Raw genomic sequence first — 16,731 nt, 5'->3', positions numbered from 1 at the left:
TTAAAATAATTATATATCTTCAAAAATAGAGTTATTTTTTTTTAAATTAAATAATTTAAAGAAATTTTTTGATGTAATATAACTTAATTCTTCTAAATCTATTTTAAGTAAATTAGAGAGATATTTAGCTATATAATATACATAAGAAGGTTGATTTTCTTTTCCTCGATAAGGAAATGGTGTCAAATACGGAGAATCTGTTTCTAGTAATATTCGATTTAAAGGTATTTTTTTTATTACAGAACGAAGTTCTATAGAATTTTTAAATGTAAAAATTCCAGAAATAGATATATAAAATCCCATATCTAAGAATTTTGATGCTGTTTTAAAATCATAATTAAATGAATGTAAAATACCTTTACATCCTTTAGATTTTTCTGATTGAAGAATTTTTATTGTATCTTTATTTGCATTTCTAGAATGAATAATTAATGGTTTATTAATTTTTTTACTTAAATAAATATGTTTGTAAAATAATTTTATTTGATCTTTTAAATTTTTTTTTTGATAAAAATAATCTAATCCTGTTTCACCTATTGCGATTACTTTTTTATCTTTTGAAAAAGATTTTATTAGTTTAAAAGATTTTTTTTTTTACAAATAGATAATGGATGTATACCACATGAATAATAAATATTGTATTTTATATTTTTAAATTTTTTTTTAATTTTTTTAAAATTATTTAAAGAAGTAGATACTACTAAAATTATTTTAACACTTTTTAAATAAGCATTATTTAATACATCTGTTAATCCATTTTTAAAATTTTTTAAATTAATTTTATCTAAATGGCAATGTGAATCTATTAAAAACATGCAAGATTTCCTTTTTCTTTAGATTAATACTTTTAAAAATTAAATATTTTTTCCCATTGAATTAAAGGTTCTAATAAAATAAAATTTATATTTACTTTAGGAATATTTTTTAGATAAAAAAAACATTTAATCCATATTTGAATTATTATAAATAAATTTTTTTTTGAATTTTTTTGATTAATTATATAAATTAATTTTTTTTGATCAATATTTGTTAATTTTATATTTTTATTATAAGAATATTTAATGACATCTAAAATTAAAGAGCATATCCAATAAATTTTTTTTAATATTTTTTTCTTTAAATATTTATACAACAAAAAAAGATTTTTAAGTTTTATGGATTTATATATTTTTTTAAATAATTTTTTTCTAGCATTCCAAATTTTATTTTTAAGAATTTTTTTTGCTAATATAGGAGAATTTTCTGATATATTTAATGCGAGTAATAAGTTTTCTGATGTATATTTTTGAGAAATATTTTTTTTTAACCATAAAATGCCTTCTTTATTTGAAGGAGAATATATATTATAAATTATACATCTACTTTTTAATGTGTCTTTTAATAAAAAATTATTTCTATTTTCTAAAAAAAATAATGTGTTAAGAGGTGGTTCTTCTAAAACTTTTAAAAAAGAATTAATTGCTGACTCAGTCAATAAATGAATTTTAGGAACCCAGATTATTGTAATTGATCCTAATTGAGATGTATTATTTATTTTATTTAAACAATTTAATATTGTATTTACACCTATAAATTTTTTTTTTTTTTCTAATGTAATAATATGTAAATCTAAATAATTTTTTTTATTAATTAATTGACAACTATGACATACATTGCAACTAAATAAATTATTTTTTATATCACATAATATTGTTTTACATATTTTTAAAATTAATTTGGAAGATCCAAGATTTATTTGAGATTGTATAAGAATTGTATGATGATTTTTTTTATTTAAACATTGATTAATAATTTTTTGATATATTGGGTAAAGCCATGGATATTTTTTCATTAATTATTTTTTATCCAATTTTGTAATTGACTTTTTATATTTTTTTTTACTATTTTAATGTTTTTATTTGCATTAATTATAATTTTATTTTTTTCAGATGATAAAAATTTAAAATAGTATTTCATAACTTTAAAAAAAAATTTTTTAGATTGTTTTTCAATTCTGTCGAAATTAGAACGTAATAAAGCTCTTTTTAATCCAATTTTTGGTTTTACATCAAGAAAAACTGTTAAATTCGGTTTAGAAATTTTATTTATAAGAGTATTAAGTATTTTAATAAGAGATATATTAATTCCTCTTCCTCCGCCTTGATATGCTATAGAAGATAAATTATGTCTATCTGAAATAATCCATTTTCCTTTTATTAATGCTGGTTTAATAATATTTTCCATAAGTTGAAAACGTGCAGAATATATTAAAAATAATTCGGAAAATTTATTTAATTTTTCTTTTTTATAATCATTTTTAATTATTGCACGAATTTTTTCAGAAATGAATGTACTTCCTGGCTGTCTTACAGTAATAACATTTTTTATGTTATTTAAATACAGAATTTTTTTTATTATTTTACAAGCAGTTGTTTTTCCAGATCCTTCTAAACCTTCTACTACAATAAATTTATTTTGTTTCATAAAATTTCTTTATTTAATATAATGAATATTTTTTATATTTTTAAAAAAAATAAAAAAGTAAATTTTTATATAAATTAAATTTATTATTCATAAATTAAGTATAAAATTTTTTATACGCTTAAATTGATATTTTAATTTCAAAAAAAAATATTACTTTTTAATTTTTTTTTTTACTAAATTAATTAATGAATATACGGTTGTAATATTTTCTGCTTCTTTATCTTTAATATTAATATTGAAATTTTCTTCTATAGACATTATTAATTCAATCATATCCAGAGAATCAGCTTTTAAATCATTTTTAATACATGAATGATCTGAAATTTTTTTTTTTAAAGATAAACAATTTAGAATAATTTTTTTTATTTTTGTTTTTAAATCCATGTTAATTTTCCTTATTTTTAAAAAATTATTTTATTAAAAAATTTATAATATACATATTCCTCCATTTATATGGATTGTTTGCCCAGTTATATATGATGCTTTTTTTGAAGATAAGAATTTAACTAAATATGCGATATCTTTAGGATTTCCAAATTTTCTCATAGGTATTTTTTTTAAACATTTTTTTAATTGTAATACAGTTAATTTATTTAGCATATTTGTTTTAATAAAGCCAGGAGATATTAAATTTACTGTAATTCCTCTACAAGCAACTTCTAAAGATAATGACTTTGTAAAACCTATTAATGCAGATTTAGAAGAAGAATAATGAGTTTGTCCAGGATTTCCTACAAATCCAGATATAGATCCAATACTAATAATTCTTCCAAATTTTCTTTTGATCATATGTTTAATAATTTTTTTAGTAATATAAAACACTGATGTAAGATTAGTATTTATAATATTATCCCAATTTTTTTTTGATATATTATTTATTAAACGATCTTTAGTTGTTCCAATATTATGTATTAATATATCTATATTTCCTATTTTTTTCATAATTTTTTCTAAAAAAAAATTAATTTCAGAATAATTATTAATTTTTAAAATCATTCCAAAACCATTTTTTTTTACAATTTTTTGAATTTTTTTAGCTCCAGTCAATGTTCTAGAAGTCCCTATAATAAAAAATTCTTTTTTTATAAATCTTTTTAAAATAGATTTTCCTATACCCTTTCTAGCTCCTGTAACTAAAACATTTTTTTTCTTCATTTTTATTTTTTTTAAATTATAAATTAAAATTATTATTTTAAATTAAGAATTTTTTTAATATCAAAAGAAATATATTTTTCTTCATTTTTATGAAATTGCGTTAATGTATTTTTTAATCCGATTTCTAAAAAATTTGTAATTTTTTTTTGTATAATAAAATTAACTGTATCATTCCATTTAACAGTTTTGCATAATTGATTTATTAAACAATTTTTAATTTTTACTGGGTTTTTTAAAATTTTTACTTTTGTGCTATCTATGATTAAAGTTTGTGGTGAATAAAAATTTATTTTTTTAAATTTAAAAGATAATTTTTTTTTTAAATTTTTCATGGAAGGGCAATGAGAAATAGTAGTATTATTTAATTTAATAACTCTTTTAGCACCATTATTCTTACATTTTTTAGAAATTTTTTTAGAATATTTTGTATTTCCAGTAATTACAATTTGATTAGTAGAATTTATACAAGCTATAGATACAAGATTTGTTTTAGAATATTTTTTACAAAATTTTTCTATTATTGATTTTTTTAATCCAAAAATAGCATACATTGAACCTTTTTTTTTTTGCATTATTTTAGTTCTGTAAGCAACCATCTGAATTGCGTCAGAAAATTTTAAAACTTTACTACATACTAATGCAGAATATTGTCCTAGACTATGTCCAGTCATTATTTTTGGATTCAATCCAATATGAAATTTCCATAATTTATATATGGCATAAGAAGTAGTTAAAATTCCTAATTGTAAGAAATCATTTTTTTGAGATTTTTTATTTAATATTTTTTGGGTAATAGATTTAAATAAATTATATTTCAAATATTCAGAAGCTTTTTTAAAAGTATCTTGTATAATTTTGTTTTTTTTGTATAATTTTTCTAAAAGTTTAATATTTTGTTTATCTTGTCCTGGAAAAATCATTGCAAATGGAATCATAATGAATTTTGTTTAGATTAATTTAATTTAAAAAATTTATTTTTTAAAAAATTTTTTTACCTTTATAGTATCCTTTTTTGGTTATATGATGTCTGATATGATATTCATTAGAAAATTTATCTTTAGATATTAATTTTATTTTCTTTTTTAATGAATCATGAGATCGACGCATTCCTCTTTTAGATCGAGTGGGTTTACTTTTTTGTACAGCCATGTTTTTTCCCTATTCTTGATAGTTTTTTATTATTATATACAATAATTTTAAACATTATTCAAGAAATAATTTTTTTATATTATTCACAAGAATTTAATTAATATAATAATTATTTTATTATTTTTAATATACTAAAATAAGTGTTTGATTGCGTTTTTAAAGTTTTTTTGTAAAGGAGCACAGATAGTAATTTTTTTTTTTAATATAGGATGTACAAAAGTTATTTTTTCAGCATGCAATAATAATATTTTATTTATTTTTTTTGTTTGTATTTTTTTATCCAAATTGTTATTTCCATAACGATTATCAAAAATTATAGGATGTTTTAAAAATGCTGCATGAACACGTATTTGATGAGTTCTTCCTGTATATGGAATAATAGATACTAGACTATATAATAAATTTCTTTTTTTTGTATAAAAAATAGTTTTTGATTTTTTTCCAATTTTATTGACTGAAACCATTTTTTTTTTGTTTACAACGTTTATTTTTAATAATGGAGAATCAACAATTTTTTTTTGAAATAAGCATTTACGATGTACTAAAGCTAAATATTTTTTTTGAATACAATGTTTTCTAAATTCTTTATGGAAATAACGTAAAGAAGATCTTTTTTTAGCAATCATTAAAATTCCAGATGTATATCTATCTAAACGATGTATTAGTTCCAGATATTTTTCATGTGGTCTTAATATTCTTAAGCTATCTATTATATTAAAATTTATTCCACTTCCTCCATGTACCGAAATTCCTGCAGGTTTATTAATAATAAGTAAAATTTTATCTTCATATAATATTTTTTTTAAAAGAATTTTTTTATTTTTTATATTTAAATTTTTTTTTTTTATATTAGAATTTATTTTTAATGGAGGAATACGTATTAAGTCTCCTAATTTTAATTTATATTTTGCTTGTACTCTTTTTTTATTTATTCGAATATATCCTTTTCTAATAATTTTATACAATTTACTTTTAGGTATTTTTTTAAATTTTTTTATTAAAAAATTATCAATTCTTTGCTTGAAAAAAATTTTATTTACTGTAATGAAAGATAATTTTGTTATGATAGAGACCATAAAATATCCTAATAAAGATTTTAAATTTATTTTTAAAACTTTATATAATTTCATATTAATTTATATTTTTATATTAAAGAGAATGTAATGAAAAAAATTTTAGTTCATGTTACTAAAAATAATGTCAAAGTAGCAGTTATTTATAAAGAAAAATTACATAGTTTATATATAAAAAATATGTATATAAAAAAAATAAATAATATATATATAGCTAAAGTAAAATATATTAGTCTAAGTTTAGAAGCTTTTTTTATAGATTATGGAAATAAAAAAAACGGATTTTTACCTTTTAATAAAATATATAAAAAAATTTTAAATTTAAAAAATATAGATGTATTAAATAAAAATGTTTTAAATAAAATTTTAAGAAAAAAATTTTTAGTGCAAATTATAAAAAAAAAAAGTAAATATAAAAGATCTATATTAACTACATTTATAAAATTTTTTGGAATATATTTAATTTTAATTTTCAATAAACCAAATATTAAAAAAATTTCTAAAAAAATTAAAGGAATTGAAAGAAATCGTTTGAAAAATTTTTTATATTTATTAAAAATTCCAAATTATGTAGGAATTATTCTACGTACATCAAGTTATAAAATATCTTTTCAAGATCTTAAATTTGATTTTAATTATCAACTTAAACAATTAAATTTAATTCAAAATAAAAATTTTATACACAAAAAAAACATCAGTTGTATAATTTATAAAAATCATTATATTTTTATTTCTATTTTAAGATATTATTTAACTAACAATATTGATGAAATAATTATCGATAATAAAATTTTATTTTATGATTTTATAAAATTTATAATTTATTTTAAAAAAAATATATTTATTCAAAAAATTAAATATTTTAAAGAATCTACATCTATTTTTTATTTTTATAAAATAAATCTACAAATTAACTCTATTTTTGAAAAAAATATAAAATTATTATCTGGAGGATCTTTAACTATTGATATAACAGAAGCTTTAACTGTAATAGATGTAAATTCTTCTCATTATAATAAAAGTTATAACATAGAAGAAACAGCTTTTAATATAAATTTTGAATCTATATTTGAAATTGTTAATCAATTAAGATTACGAAATATAGAAGGTATAATTGTTATAGATTTTATTAATATGTCAAATATTAAAAATATTAAAAAAATTGAAAATACTTTTGCAAACGTTATTCAAAACGAACCATCTAGAATTCAATTAGGTAAAATTTCAAAATTTGGATTATTAGAACTATCCAGAAAAAAATTTAATTTTTTTGAATAATATTAAATTAAACTTTATAAAGATTTTTTATAAAATATTTAAATTTTTTATTTTTTTAAATATTTTAAAAATAAAATGTTTTATTAATATTTTATTTATTTTATAATTTATTAAAATTTTTTATCAAAACAAATTTTACAAAATTAATTTTTATTATTAATATCTAAATATTGAGATAAATCAAAAATAATTTGTCTAATTTGATTCATTGCAGGTACTAAATCATTTAAATAAGCTTCGGATAAACCAGACATTTTTCCTTCTCCAATAATTTGACTTAAAGGTATGTCAATAGTATTAGATGATTTATTTACAAAACATAATCTATTTTCAATTTTATTAATTGGATCATGATTATTTTGTATATGATATTTTAATTTATCTGAAACTAATAATATATTATCAAAAATTCTAACACTATCTTCAGAATCTATAATATTTTTATGAACAGCTATAATTTTGTTTAATTGATTTATTAAATTTTCTCTCTCTGTATTGAAAATATTTATATATATTGAATTATTATCAATTTTTTCTTTTTGAATTTTTTTATTTAATAAATAAATTTGATCAATAATATTATTTATTTTGTTAATATTATTTTTAATTTTATTACTAATATACTTTTCTATACTTACAAAGTTATCATAAAAAAAGTTATATTCATCAAGTAATTCATGTAATTGACTTATAAATTTTTCTTTATTTTTTTCTGAATTTTTTATATTTAAAAATATATTATTTTCAAAAGGACTTTTTTTGAGTAAAATATCTTGATTTCTTAAAAAAACATTTTGAATTTTAGAAATAATATTTAAAAAAATTTTATCTTTTTCTGCTTGAGCTTCTAATTTTCTTTTTTCTTGAATTTTTTTAGTATAATTATTTACATATATATTAAAAGAATTTGTATTTACTTTAATTTTTAATGTTTGATGTATTTTATATTTAATATATTTGTTATAATTTAAATAATTTTTTTCATTTAATTGTTTCATTTCATTAAAGTAATCTGTAGAAGGCGTATTTAATAATTTTTCGTTATTCATTATAAAACTGTTAATATCGTACATGTGATTTTCCTAAATAAAAAATTTTTATATGTATTTATTTGAGATTTTATTGATTAAATATTAACATAATATAAATTTAAATTATCTATATTATATTTCTAATTTTATTTATAAATAAAAAATTCCTTTTAATTTTAGAATTTTTTTATAGAATTCAATTTTTAATAATATAATTTATTATAATGAAAATATATTTAATTTAAATATATTTTATTTTTAATTTTAAAAAAGTATAATTTATATTAACAAATATTTTTGGATAAATATATGTATTATATTTTTTAATTTTTTAAAATAAAAATATTAAATAAAGATTAATTAAATAAATTTTTGAAATTACAAGAAGAGAATTCATTTAAATAAGTATTTAATTAAATTTTATTATTTTTAGTGCCATGTAAAATTTTATATTATAATGTTTTTATTACATTTATATTTTTTCATTTTTTTTTTAAAATTTAAAAAGTGATTGTAAAATTTATTTTTTAAAATATTAATTTAATTCATAGAATTTATTTAAAAAATATCTATAAATTTGTTTTTTAGATTAATATTTATAAAAAATTTTTAATTTTAAATAAATTATTTTCAAATATATATTTTTTTTGTAATTTTAATCTAAATAGCATTTTAAAATTTTTTGTTGTTTTTATTTATAATAAAAATAATTTTATAATTTTATATTATATATGTTTACATATATAAATTTTTATTTTAGTATTAAATTATATTTAAAATATAAATTTTAAGATTTATGTATTTTTATACAAAAAATTAAATTAGTAAATTTATATAGTAATAAAATTATACTATGTTATATTTCAGTTTATAAAAAATTTATAAAAAATTTAAATATTAAGAATTTTTTATTAACTGTTTTATATAAAAATATTTATAATATCTTTAAAAATAAATTTTAATAATGATTTATTTATAATATAAAAATTTTTTAATATTATCTAATTTTTTAACTTTCTATTTTTATGTTAGAATATTCTTTAAATGTTTTATTTAAATTTATAAAAATTATTTATTTGATATTTTTTTAAATAAAACGATATAATAACATTATTATAAATAATAAATTTAAAGGATGTAATAAAATTAATAAAATTATATTTTTTAAAATATTTTATTGAAAAAATTTCATATATATTTTAAAATTTAGTAAATATTTTTATAAAAAAATATTTTATATAAAATTTTTTAATTAATAAAAATTTCTTTAAAAAATAGTTTAAAATGTTTAGTTATATTAAAAATATAGTTTTATTTTATTTATCAAATTTTAAAGATTTATTGATACAATGTTTTTAAATTTATTTAAAAAATTATAAATATAAGTAATAATAAATTTTATTTATAATTTTTAAAATGGAGTAAAAGATATGAATAATAAAGCTATAGTAGTTTCTCTTTTATTAAACACTTGTATAGCTACTCATGTTCATGCGAATACGTTAGATAATAATTATTTTTATTTTGGTTCAAAATTTAATATATTACAACCTAACTATATTAATAAAAAATCTGATTTATTTAATTTTAAAAATTTATATAATAATTATTGGTCACATTCATTATATGGTTTTTTAATAGGATATCAAAATAATTCATATTTTGGATTCGAGATTTCTTATAACGACCCTTTTATTAATCAAGAAAAAATTAATAATATTTTCAAACAAGAAAAAAATTTTAGACTTGAAAAAAATTATTTAAGTTCTATAAAAAAAGTAGAAGATAAAGAGTCTGAAGAAGAAGAAAAAATAAATCAAATTCAAATGCAACAAATTAACGAGAGTCAAACATCTTATGTTAACTTTAGCAATAGCAATCCTCACAATAGTAAATTACTTTCAATAAGAAATAATAATATTCAAAAAGCATACGGACAATCAGAATATACATCTAGCAGAACAAATGCCAATAGAAATTCAAAAATACATGATAAAATAAATATTATGTATCCACAAAAAAATTTAGAAATTGCTACAAAAATTTCTATTCCAGTATTAAATTCTATAGATATATATAGTCGTTTAGGTTGTTCTCTGAATCTTAATCAGAATCTTCTTAAAATAAGAAATTCTGATACACATTATTTATTTAAAGATAATATTTTTCCATTAATTAGTTTTGGATTACAATATAAAATTAATAAAAATTTTTATTCAAGAATTGAATTTGAGAAAAAAATTACTTATTATAGTAATTCTAAAAGTAGAAATTTAAATTCCATAAATTTTAATTTTATATGGAACTTTCAAGATATTTTCTCAAATAATTCATACCATAATCCATTATCTTTAAAATATTCTAATCAATTAAAAAATTTCACTTTTAAGAAAGATTTATAATTTAAATTTAAAAAATTATAAATATAAATTAAATTTATCTTTTAATAACTTTTAAATATAAATTTTTTAGTATTAGATAAATGAAAGAATATAAAATAAAATAAAATTATTTTATTTACTTCACGTTATTTTAATTTATAAAATAAGAATTTATAATAAATTTTGTTGTAAAAGTTTTTTATTTGGAGGGAGAGGGATTCGAACTCTCGGATGATTTCTCATCGGCGGTTTTCAAGACCGCTGCCTTAAACCACTCGGCCATCCCTCCTATTTTTTAGAATAAAATATTTTTAAATATTTTATTAAATATAAATTTTAATTAACTTAATTGTTAGAAATTAATAATTTAATTATATAACATTTTATATTATTATTTCAAGTTTATTTTTATCATATATTTAATATATATTTTTAAATTAACTATAAATATTTTAAAATGTTGAAAAATTTGTATTGACATAATCAAATATTTTGTTATATATTAATTTATATTATTATATTTTATAATTTTAATAAAAAATTTATGGTGCATTGGCAGATCGGCATTATGCAGCGGATTGCAAATCCGTATAGCTCGGTTCGATTCCGAGGTGCGCCTTTTTTATATTTAAAAATATTTGTTTTATTATTAAATAAAAGATTTTGCCCGAATGGTGAAACTGGTAAACACAAGGGACTTAAAATCCCTCGGTTATTAATGACTTTGCGGGTTCAAGTCCCGCTTCGGGTATATAAATTATTTTATATAAAAAATTTTTTATTATTATTTTTTAAATCCTTGATATATTTTAAAAAAATTATTTTCTTTTAAAATATTAAATTTATAAAATGTTTTAGTAAAATCTTTTTCATATGAATAAGATTTGTTAGAAATTAATCTTAATTCTCCTTTTTTTTTCAGATAAAAAAGAGATTTATAAATAATTTCTTTTGTAAATTCCACTGATCTCTTTAAATGATTATGCATAGGTGGATTTGATATAATTAAATCAAATTTTCCTTTTATAGATGAATATATATCACTAATTTTAAAATATGCGTGTAAATTATTTAATTGAAATGTCTTTTTACAACATTTCATAGATGTTAAACAACTTTCAGATACAGTAATTTTATTTTTTTTCATAATTTTTAAAATAGCAATAGATAAAAAACCTGATCCTGAACCTACATCTAAAATTTTTTTGTTATATAATTTATTTTTATAAAATGTTGAAATTAAAAATTTACTACCTAAATCCAATTTTTTATATCCAAACATGCCAGGTAAAAATATGATTGGAACTTTTTTCCAATAGTGAATTTTATAAAATTTTTTTAATTGAAAAGAAATTTTTTTATGTATAATATGAACATAAATTGTACATTTTTTACCATACGTAAATTTTTTAAAAAATATTTCTTTTTTAAAATATTTTACAAAACTATGTATACCGCTTTTATTTTCTCCAACAAGAAATATTTTTTCTTTTTTTTTTAATAAAGATATAATATTTTTTATTTGAAAAAATGTTTCTTTTTTGTTTTTTGAAAAGAAATAAATAACTGTATTACAATGTTTTAAAATATCTTTATTTACTAAACACTCTATAAATATGTTTTTTTTGTTTGTTTTAGAAAAATATTTTAAAAAATTATATTTTTGAAGATGTATATAGCTTAATTTTGTTTTTAAAATTTCTGGTAAAGAATCTTGAATATTTCCAGAAAATAATATTTTTTTTTTTAAAAAAATATTTTTTTTTTTTAATATTAATTGACTAGTATTATTTATATTCAAAAATAATTTCCTCATATGAAAAAAAAATAATTATTTTTTTTAATTTTTTTTAATAAAATTAATTATGATATATATATTATCATTTTTAAAAAATAAATATATATAAAAATAATTTTATTAGTATTATCAATTTTACATTTTATATATTTAAATTTATATAAATAAAAAATTTTTATAAAATGTATTTACATAAATAATTTAAATATTTTCAGTAATCAAATTTTAAAAACAATGAATGTTAAATCTATTAAGACACCGATTAAGTTAAAAGGAAGTGTTTTTACAACATTAGTATTATATATATGTAGTAATAATATTAATTTAATTAATAATGCATTAAAAAAAAAAGTTCAAGAATCTCCTAATTTTTTTCATAAAGCGCCAATTATTTTAAATTTATCTTTACTTCCAAAAAATTCTGATTGGATAAAAATTCAAAAAGTTATTTTTTCTAATGAATTTTTAATTATTGGTGTTAGTGAATGTAATGATTTAACATTGAAAAAAAAAATATTAAATTCAGGATTACCTATATTTTCAAATAAAGAAAATTTTATTCATAAAAATAATAAAATTTTAGATAAAAAAATGCGTAAAAGTGTTTTATATCATCATACTATTCGTTCTGGACAAACAATTTATGCAAAAGAATCTGATTTAATACTAATTAATAATGCAAATAAAGGATCTGAATTAATTGCGGATGGAAACATTCATGTATATGGACAACTTAGTGGAAGAGCATTAGCAGGTGCTCATGGAGATTATACTAGAAAAATTTTTTGTCAATATTTAGAAGCGGAGCTTTTATCTATTTCTGGAGAATATTGTTTAATAGATTCCATACCAAAAGATATTTTAAATAAACCAGCTCAGATATATTTTAAAAATCATAGTATACATATAAAAAAATTATAATTTTTAGTATTTTAATTTAAGGATATATTTTAGTATGACACGTATTATAGTAGTAACATCAGGAAAAGGAGGAGTCGGAAAAACTACTTCAAGCGCATCTATTTCTACTGGTTTAGCTAAATCTGGAAAAAAAACAGTAGTAATAGATTTTGATGTAGGATTAAGAAATTTAGATTTAATTATGGGTTGTGAGCGTAGAGTGGTGTATGATTTTATTAATATAATACAAGGTGAATCTACAGTTAACCAAACTTTAATTAAAGATAAACATACTACAAATTTATTTATTTTACCTGCATCGCAAACTAAAGATAAAGAATCATTAACTTATGAAGGTGTTGAATTAGTTTTTAAAAAATTATTAGAAATGAAATTTGATTTTATTATTTGTGATTCACCTGCGGGAATAGAACGAGGAGCTTTATTAGCTTTATATTTTGCAGATGAAGCAATTATTACTACTAATCCTGAAATTTCTTCTGTAAGAGATTCAGATAGAATTTTAGGAATTATTTCTTCTAAATCAAAAAGAGCAAAAGATCAAAGAACACCAGTTAAAGAGCATTTGTTATTAACAAGATATTCTCCTGAAAAAGTTAGTTCAGGAGATATGTTAAGCATGAAAGATATATTAGAAATTTTAAGAATTCCATTAATAGGAGTTATACCAGAAGATTCATCTATTTTAAAATCTTCTAATCAAGGATTTCCTATTATATTAAATAAAACATCAAATGCAGCAAAAGCTTATTCAGACGTTGTAAAAAGATTGTTAGGACAAAAAACTCCATTAAGATTTATCACAGAAAAAAAGAATTTTTTTCAACGTTTATTTGGACGATAATTATGATTCTATTAGATTTTTTTTTATCTAAAAAAAAAAAAAGTGCTTTTATTGCAAAAAAAAGATTAAAAATTATTTTAGATAAAGAAAACAAAACACTAAACACACAAAAATATATTCCTACACTTAAAAAAGAAATTTTAAATTTAGTTCAAAAACATATGAATATTGATCAAAAATTTATAAAAATTCAATTAGAATATAAAAAAAATAATAAATCTATTTTAGGATTTAATATCATATTACAAAAATAATTTTTTATATATCGATAAAAAATATAAATTAAAAAAATTGCTGTATTCATTTAATTATTTTATTTAAATAATTTGGAAAAATTTTTTTAAAAGAATCATTTTTTTTATCTTTAATAGATTGAATTGCTAATGGTAACATATCTATTGCAGAGGGTTTATATAAATTTAAATCTTTTATACGTTTAATTTTTTTATATAAAATAAAATTATTTAAAACACCTACAATTTTCCAGATTTTATTTAATTGATAAAGTTTTTTTAAAGCTAGTTCGTTAGAAATATATAATTCTTTATTTTTTAAATACCATTTTTTTTTATAAAATATATACTTTCCCCAATATAAATTTTTTTTATTAGCTTGAATAATAGTAACAAAATTTTTATTATTTGTATTTTGTCTCGCATGTTCAGCTAAAATTTTTAATGTAGATATTCCAATTATAGGAATGTTTAAACCTATATAAAATCCCTGAGATATATTTATTGCAATTCTAATTCCAGTAAAAGACCCAGGACCTATAGAACATGCGATATAATTTATATCTGATAATAGTAAATAATTTTTAGATAAAATATTTTTTATCATAAAAATTATATCAGTATGATTCAAAGTAAATTTTTTAATATAACTAATATTACCTTTATTTTTTAATGCTACAGAACAATAATGACTAGAACTATCAAAAGTTAATAATTTCATAATAATAAAAAAACTGATTTAATTTAGAGTATTAATTTTATAATTTATTCATGTTTGTATTCATGAATAAACTATAAAAATTTTAAAAAATTATTTGATATGTTTTTGTATTTTAATTAAATCTATTTTATAATTTGTTGCTTTAAGAATTTTAAAAGTAAATGAAGACATTTTAATTACTTTACCTGATATAGGAATTGCCCCATATTTTTCAATAATAAATCCAGATATAGATACATTCATAGTATTTTTTTTAATAAACTGATGTGTATTTAATGATTGCTGCAAAGAATATAAATCTGTATGACCTTTTACTAACCAACTTTTGTTTTTTTTTATAATATTAGGTGTTTCATCAGAATCTGGAAAATCTCCAGCTATAGCTTTTAAAAAATCTAATGGAGTAATTAATCCTTGAAGCATATTAAATTTATTTCGAACTAAAATAATGTTACCTTTAGATTGTTTTAATATTTTTAATAATTGTATAAGATTAATTTTTTCTGAAACTATAATTGGTTTATGTTTAGAAACAAATTTTAAAATATTGTTTTTATTATCTATTTTTGAAATAAGTTCTTTAGCTCGTACTACTCCTATTACTTTATCTATATTACCCTCACATACAGGAAATATATTATGAGGTGTACTTAATAATTTCTTTTTAATAATATTAAAAGATTGATTAATATTAATCCAAGATATTTCTGTTCTCGGAGTCATTATACTTTTTACAGATCTAATAGATAAATGTAATAAGCTATAAATCATATACTTTTCTTCTTTATTAAAATCTATATATTCTTTTTTAGAATATTTTTTTGTATTATCTTTATTAAATTTTTCAATAACTTTAATATCTTTATTTTCTTCTCTTTTTAAAATTTTTAAAAACTTTTCTAATATTCTTCTTCTAAAAGGTCGATTATATTGATATAGTAAAAAATGATATTTAGAAATTTCATTAAATAATTCTATAAGTACACAAAATCCTACAGCTGTATATAGATATGTTTTAGAAAGATACAATCCTAATGATTCTAATACTAAATTCACACCAATTATTAATAGAAATCCTAAACATAAAATAAAAATTTTTTTATATTTTTGTACAAATTTTTTTAAAGAATTAGCAATTATTAACATACAACACATAGAAATTATCATAGATGTAGAAATAATAAAAAAGTTATTTATTATTCCAATCGCTGTAATAATTGAATCTAATGAAAAAATTGTATCTAAGATTATTATTTGTAAAATTATTAACCAAAAATAAGAATATTTTTTGTTTTTTTGTATTTGAATACGTTTATGATAAATTTTATCATATAATTCAATTAATGAAATAATAGATAAAAATATTCCTCCTAATAATAAAATAAATTCACGTATTGAAAGAATAATGTATTTATTTGAATATAAGGGATGAGTAAGAGACGTAGACCATGATATAAAATATAAAAAAATAATTCTTATTACAAGAGATAATACTAAACCTATGTTTCTAGCTTTATTTCTTTGGTTAGGATTTAATTTTTTAGTAATAATAGTTAAAAAAATTAAATTATCAATACCTAATATTATTTCAAGTAATACTAAAGCAAGTAAACCAGTCCACGTTGACGGGTCTAAAAGAATTCCCATTAAAATAACTCCATTAAACAGGAAAAATTTTATTGAA

The 16,731-nt window shown here is 17.2% G+C and carries 18 protein-coding genes and 3 tRNA genes; 7 read left to right on the top strand and 14 right to left on the bottom strand.

Annotated features, from left to right (window positions below; translation table 11 throughout):
- Positions 1–9 precede the first annotated feature (9 nt).
- The 9 genes from AB4W58_RS01295 to AB4W58_RS01255 form a co-directional block, all read right to left on the bottom strand.
- Positions 10–537, bottom strand: a complete 528-nt coding sequence (locus AB4W58_RS01295; protein WP_367674245.1) for a TatD family hydrolase — start codon at positions 535–537, stop codon at positions 10–12.
- Between the two features lie 35 nt (positions 538–572).
- A complete protein-coding gene (locus AB4W58_RS01290; RefSeq protein ID WP_367673897.1) occupies positions 573–815 on the bottom strand; it encodes a TatD family hydrolase in 243 nt (80 codons plus the stop codon).
- 32 nt (positions 816–847) lie between these two features.
- Positions 848–1,831 (bottom strand): DNA polymerase III subunit delta' C-terminal domain-containing protein, encoded by a 984-nt coding sequence (locus tag AB4W58_RS01285; RefSeq protein WP_367673896.1) that lies wholly within the window; start codon positions 1,829–1,831, stop codon positions 848–850.
- On the bottom strand, positions 1,831–2,463 hold the full coding sequence (gene tmk / locus AB4W58_RS01280) for a dTMP kinase (protein ID WP_367673895.1): 633 nt from the start codon (positions 2,461–2,463) through the stop codon (positions 1,831–1,833). Before tmk ends, AB4W58_RS01285 begins: the two co-directional genes overlap by 1 nt.
- A gap of 150 nt (positions 2,464–2,613) precedes the next feature.
- A complete protein-coding gene (acpP, locus tag AB4W58_RS01275) occupies positions 2,614–2,847 on the bottom strand; it encodes an acyl carrier protein (protein ID WP_367673894.1) in 234 nt (77 codons plus the stop codon).
- A 42-nt stretch (positions 2,848–2,889) separates the two neighbouring features.
- A complete protein-coding gene (gene fabG, locus AB4W58_RS01270) occupies positions 2,890–3,618 on the bottom strand; it encodes a 3-oxoacyl-ACP reductase FabG (protein ID WP_367673893.1) in 729 nt (242 codons plus the stop codon).
- A 32-nt stretch (positions 3,619–3,650) separates the two neighbouring features.
- Positions 3,651–4,553 carry an acyltransferase domain-containing protein gene (locus AB4W58_RS01265; RefSeq protein WP_367673892.1) on the bottom strand — a complete coding sequence of 301 codons (903 nt, stop codon included), beginning with the start codon at positions 4,551–4,553 and terminating at the stop codon, positions 3,651–3,653.
- Between the two features lie 43 nt (positions 4,554–4,596).
- Positions 4,597–4,767, bottom strand: a complete 171-nt coding sequence (rpmF, locus tag AB4W58_RS01260; protein WP_367673891.1) for a 50S ribosomal protein L32 — start codon at positions 4,765–4,767, stop codon at positions 4,597–4,599.
- Positions 4,768–4,898: 131 nt separating this feature from the next.
- Positions 4,899–5,897, bottom strand: a complete 999-nt coding sequence (locus tag AB4W58_RS01255; protein ID WP_367673890.1) for an RluA family pseudouridine synthase — start codon at positions 5,895–5,897, stop codon at positions 4,899–4,901.
- Positions 5,898–5,930: 33 nt separating this feature from the next.
- On the opposite strand from AB4W58_RS01255, the gene AB4W58_RS01250 reads away from it, so the two are divergent.
- Positions 5,931–7,118: a ribonuclease E/G gene (locus AB4W58_RS01250; protein ID WP_367673889.1), complete on the top strand. Its 1,188-nt coding sequence runs from the start codon at positions 5,931–5,933 to the stop codon at positions 7,116–7,118.
- Between the two features lie 143 nt (positions 7,119–7,261).
- Here the strand turns inward: AB4W58_RS01250 and AB4W58_RS01245 are convergent, their stop codons facing one another.
- Positions 7,262–8,191, bottom strand: a complete 930-nt coding sequence (locus tag AB4W58_RS01245) for a FlgK family flagellar hook-associated protein (protein ID WP_367673888.1) — start codon at positions 8,189–8,191, stop codon at positions 7,262–7,264.
- 1,388 nt (positions 8,192–9,579) lie between these two features.
- On the opposite strand from AB4W58_RS01245, the gene AB4W58_RS01240 reads away from it, so the two are divergent.
- Positions 9,580–10,551 carry a hypothetical protein gene (locus AB4W58_RS01240; RefSeq protein ID WP_367673887.1) on the top strand — a complete coding sequence of 324 codons (972 nt, stop codon included), beginning with the start codon at positions 9,580–9,582 and terminating at the stop codon, positions 10,549–10,551.
- A gap of 183 nt (positions 10,552–10,734) precedes the next feature.
- On the opposite strand, the gene AB4W58_RS01235 is transcribed toward AB4W58_RS01240, so the two are convergent.
- Positions 10,735–10,819, bottom strand: a tRNA-Ser gene (locus tag AB4W58_RS01235).
- 257 nt (positions 10,820–11,076) lie between these two features.
- Here AB4W58_RS01235 and AB4W58_RS01230 point away from each other — a divergent pair.
- A tRNA-Cys gene (locus AB4W58_RS01230) sits at positions 11,077–11,149 on the top strand.
- A 46-nt stretch (positions 11,150–11,195) separates the two neighbouring features.
- Positions 11,196–11,281, top strand: a tRNA-Leu gene (locus tag AB4W58_RS01225).
- A 33-nt stretch (positions 11,282–11,314) separates the two neighbouring features.
- Here AB4W58_RS01225 and AB4W58_RS01220 read toward each other — a convergent pair.
- Positions 11,315–12,331, bottom strand: a complete 1,017-nt coding sequence (locus AB4W58_RS01220) for a methyltransferase (protein WP_367673886.1) — start codon at positions 12,329–12,331, stop codon at positions 11,315–11,317.
- A 231-nt stretch (positions 12,332–12,562) separates the two neighbouring features.
- Between AB4W58_RS01220 and minC the strand changes: the two genes are divergently transcribed.
- The 3 genes from minC to minE are packed head-to-tail and all read left to right on the top strand — an operon-like array spanning position 12,563 to position 14,347.
- A complete protein-coding gene (gene minC, locus AB4W58_RS01215; protein ID WP_367673885.1) occupies positions 12,563–13,249 on the top strand; it encodes a septum site-determining protein MinC in 687 nt (228 codons plus the stop codon).
- Positions 13,250–13,283: 34 nt separating this feature from the next.
- Positions 13,284–14,093, top strand: a complete 810-nt coding sequence (gene minD / locus AB4W58_RS01210) for a septum site-determining protein MinD (RefSeq protein ID WP_367673884.1) — start codon at positions 13,284–13,286, stop codon at positions 14,091–14,093.
- A gap of 2 nt (positions 14,094–14,095) precedes the next feature.
- Positions 14,096–14,347, top strand: coding sequence for a cell division topological specificity factor MinE (minE, locus tag AB4W58_RS01205; protein ID WP_367673883.1), 252 nt, complete (start codon positions 14,096–14,098; stop codon positions 14,345–14,347).
- A 46-nt stretch (positions 14,348–14,393) separates the two neighbouring features.
- On the opposite strand, the gene tsaB is transcribed toward minE, so the two are convergent.
- Positions 14,394–15,047, bottom strand: coding sequence for a tRNA (adenosine(37)-N6)-threonylcarbamoyltransferase complex dimerization subunit type 1 TsaB (tsaB, locus tag AB4W58_RS01200; protein WP_367673882.1), 654 nt, complete (start codon positions 15,045–15,047; stop codon positions 14,394–14,396).
- 90 nt (positions 15,048–15,137) lie between these two features.
- Positions 15,138–16,694 (bottom strand): TerC family protein, encoded by a 1,557-nt coding sequence (locus tag AB4W58_RS01195; RefSeq protein ID WP_367673881.1) that lies wholly within the window; start codon positions 16,692–16,694, stop codon positions 15,138–15,140.
- Positions 16,695–16,731: the final 37 nt, after the last annotated feature.

The sequence above is a fragment of the Buchnera aphidicola (Chaitophorus sp. 3695) genome (assembly GCF_964058985.1).
GTDB lineage: Bacteria > Pseudomonadota > Gammaproteobacteria > Enterobacterales > Enterobacteriaceae > Buchnera_J > Buchnera_J aphidicola_BQ.
The sequence above is the reverse complement of the archived record's forward strand: the minus strand, read 5'-3'. Positions and strand labels throughout refer to the sequence as shown.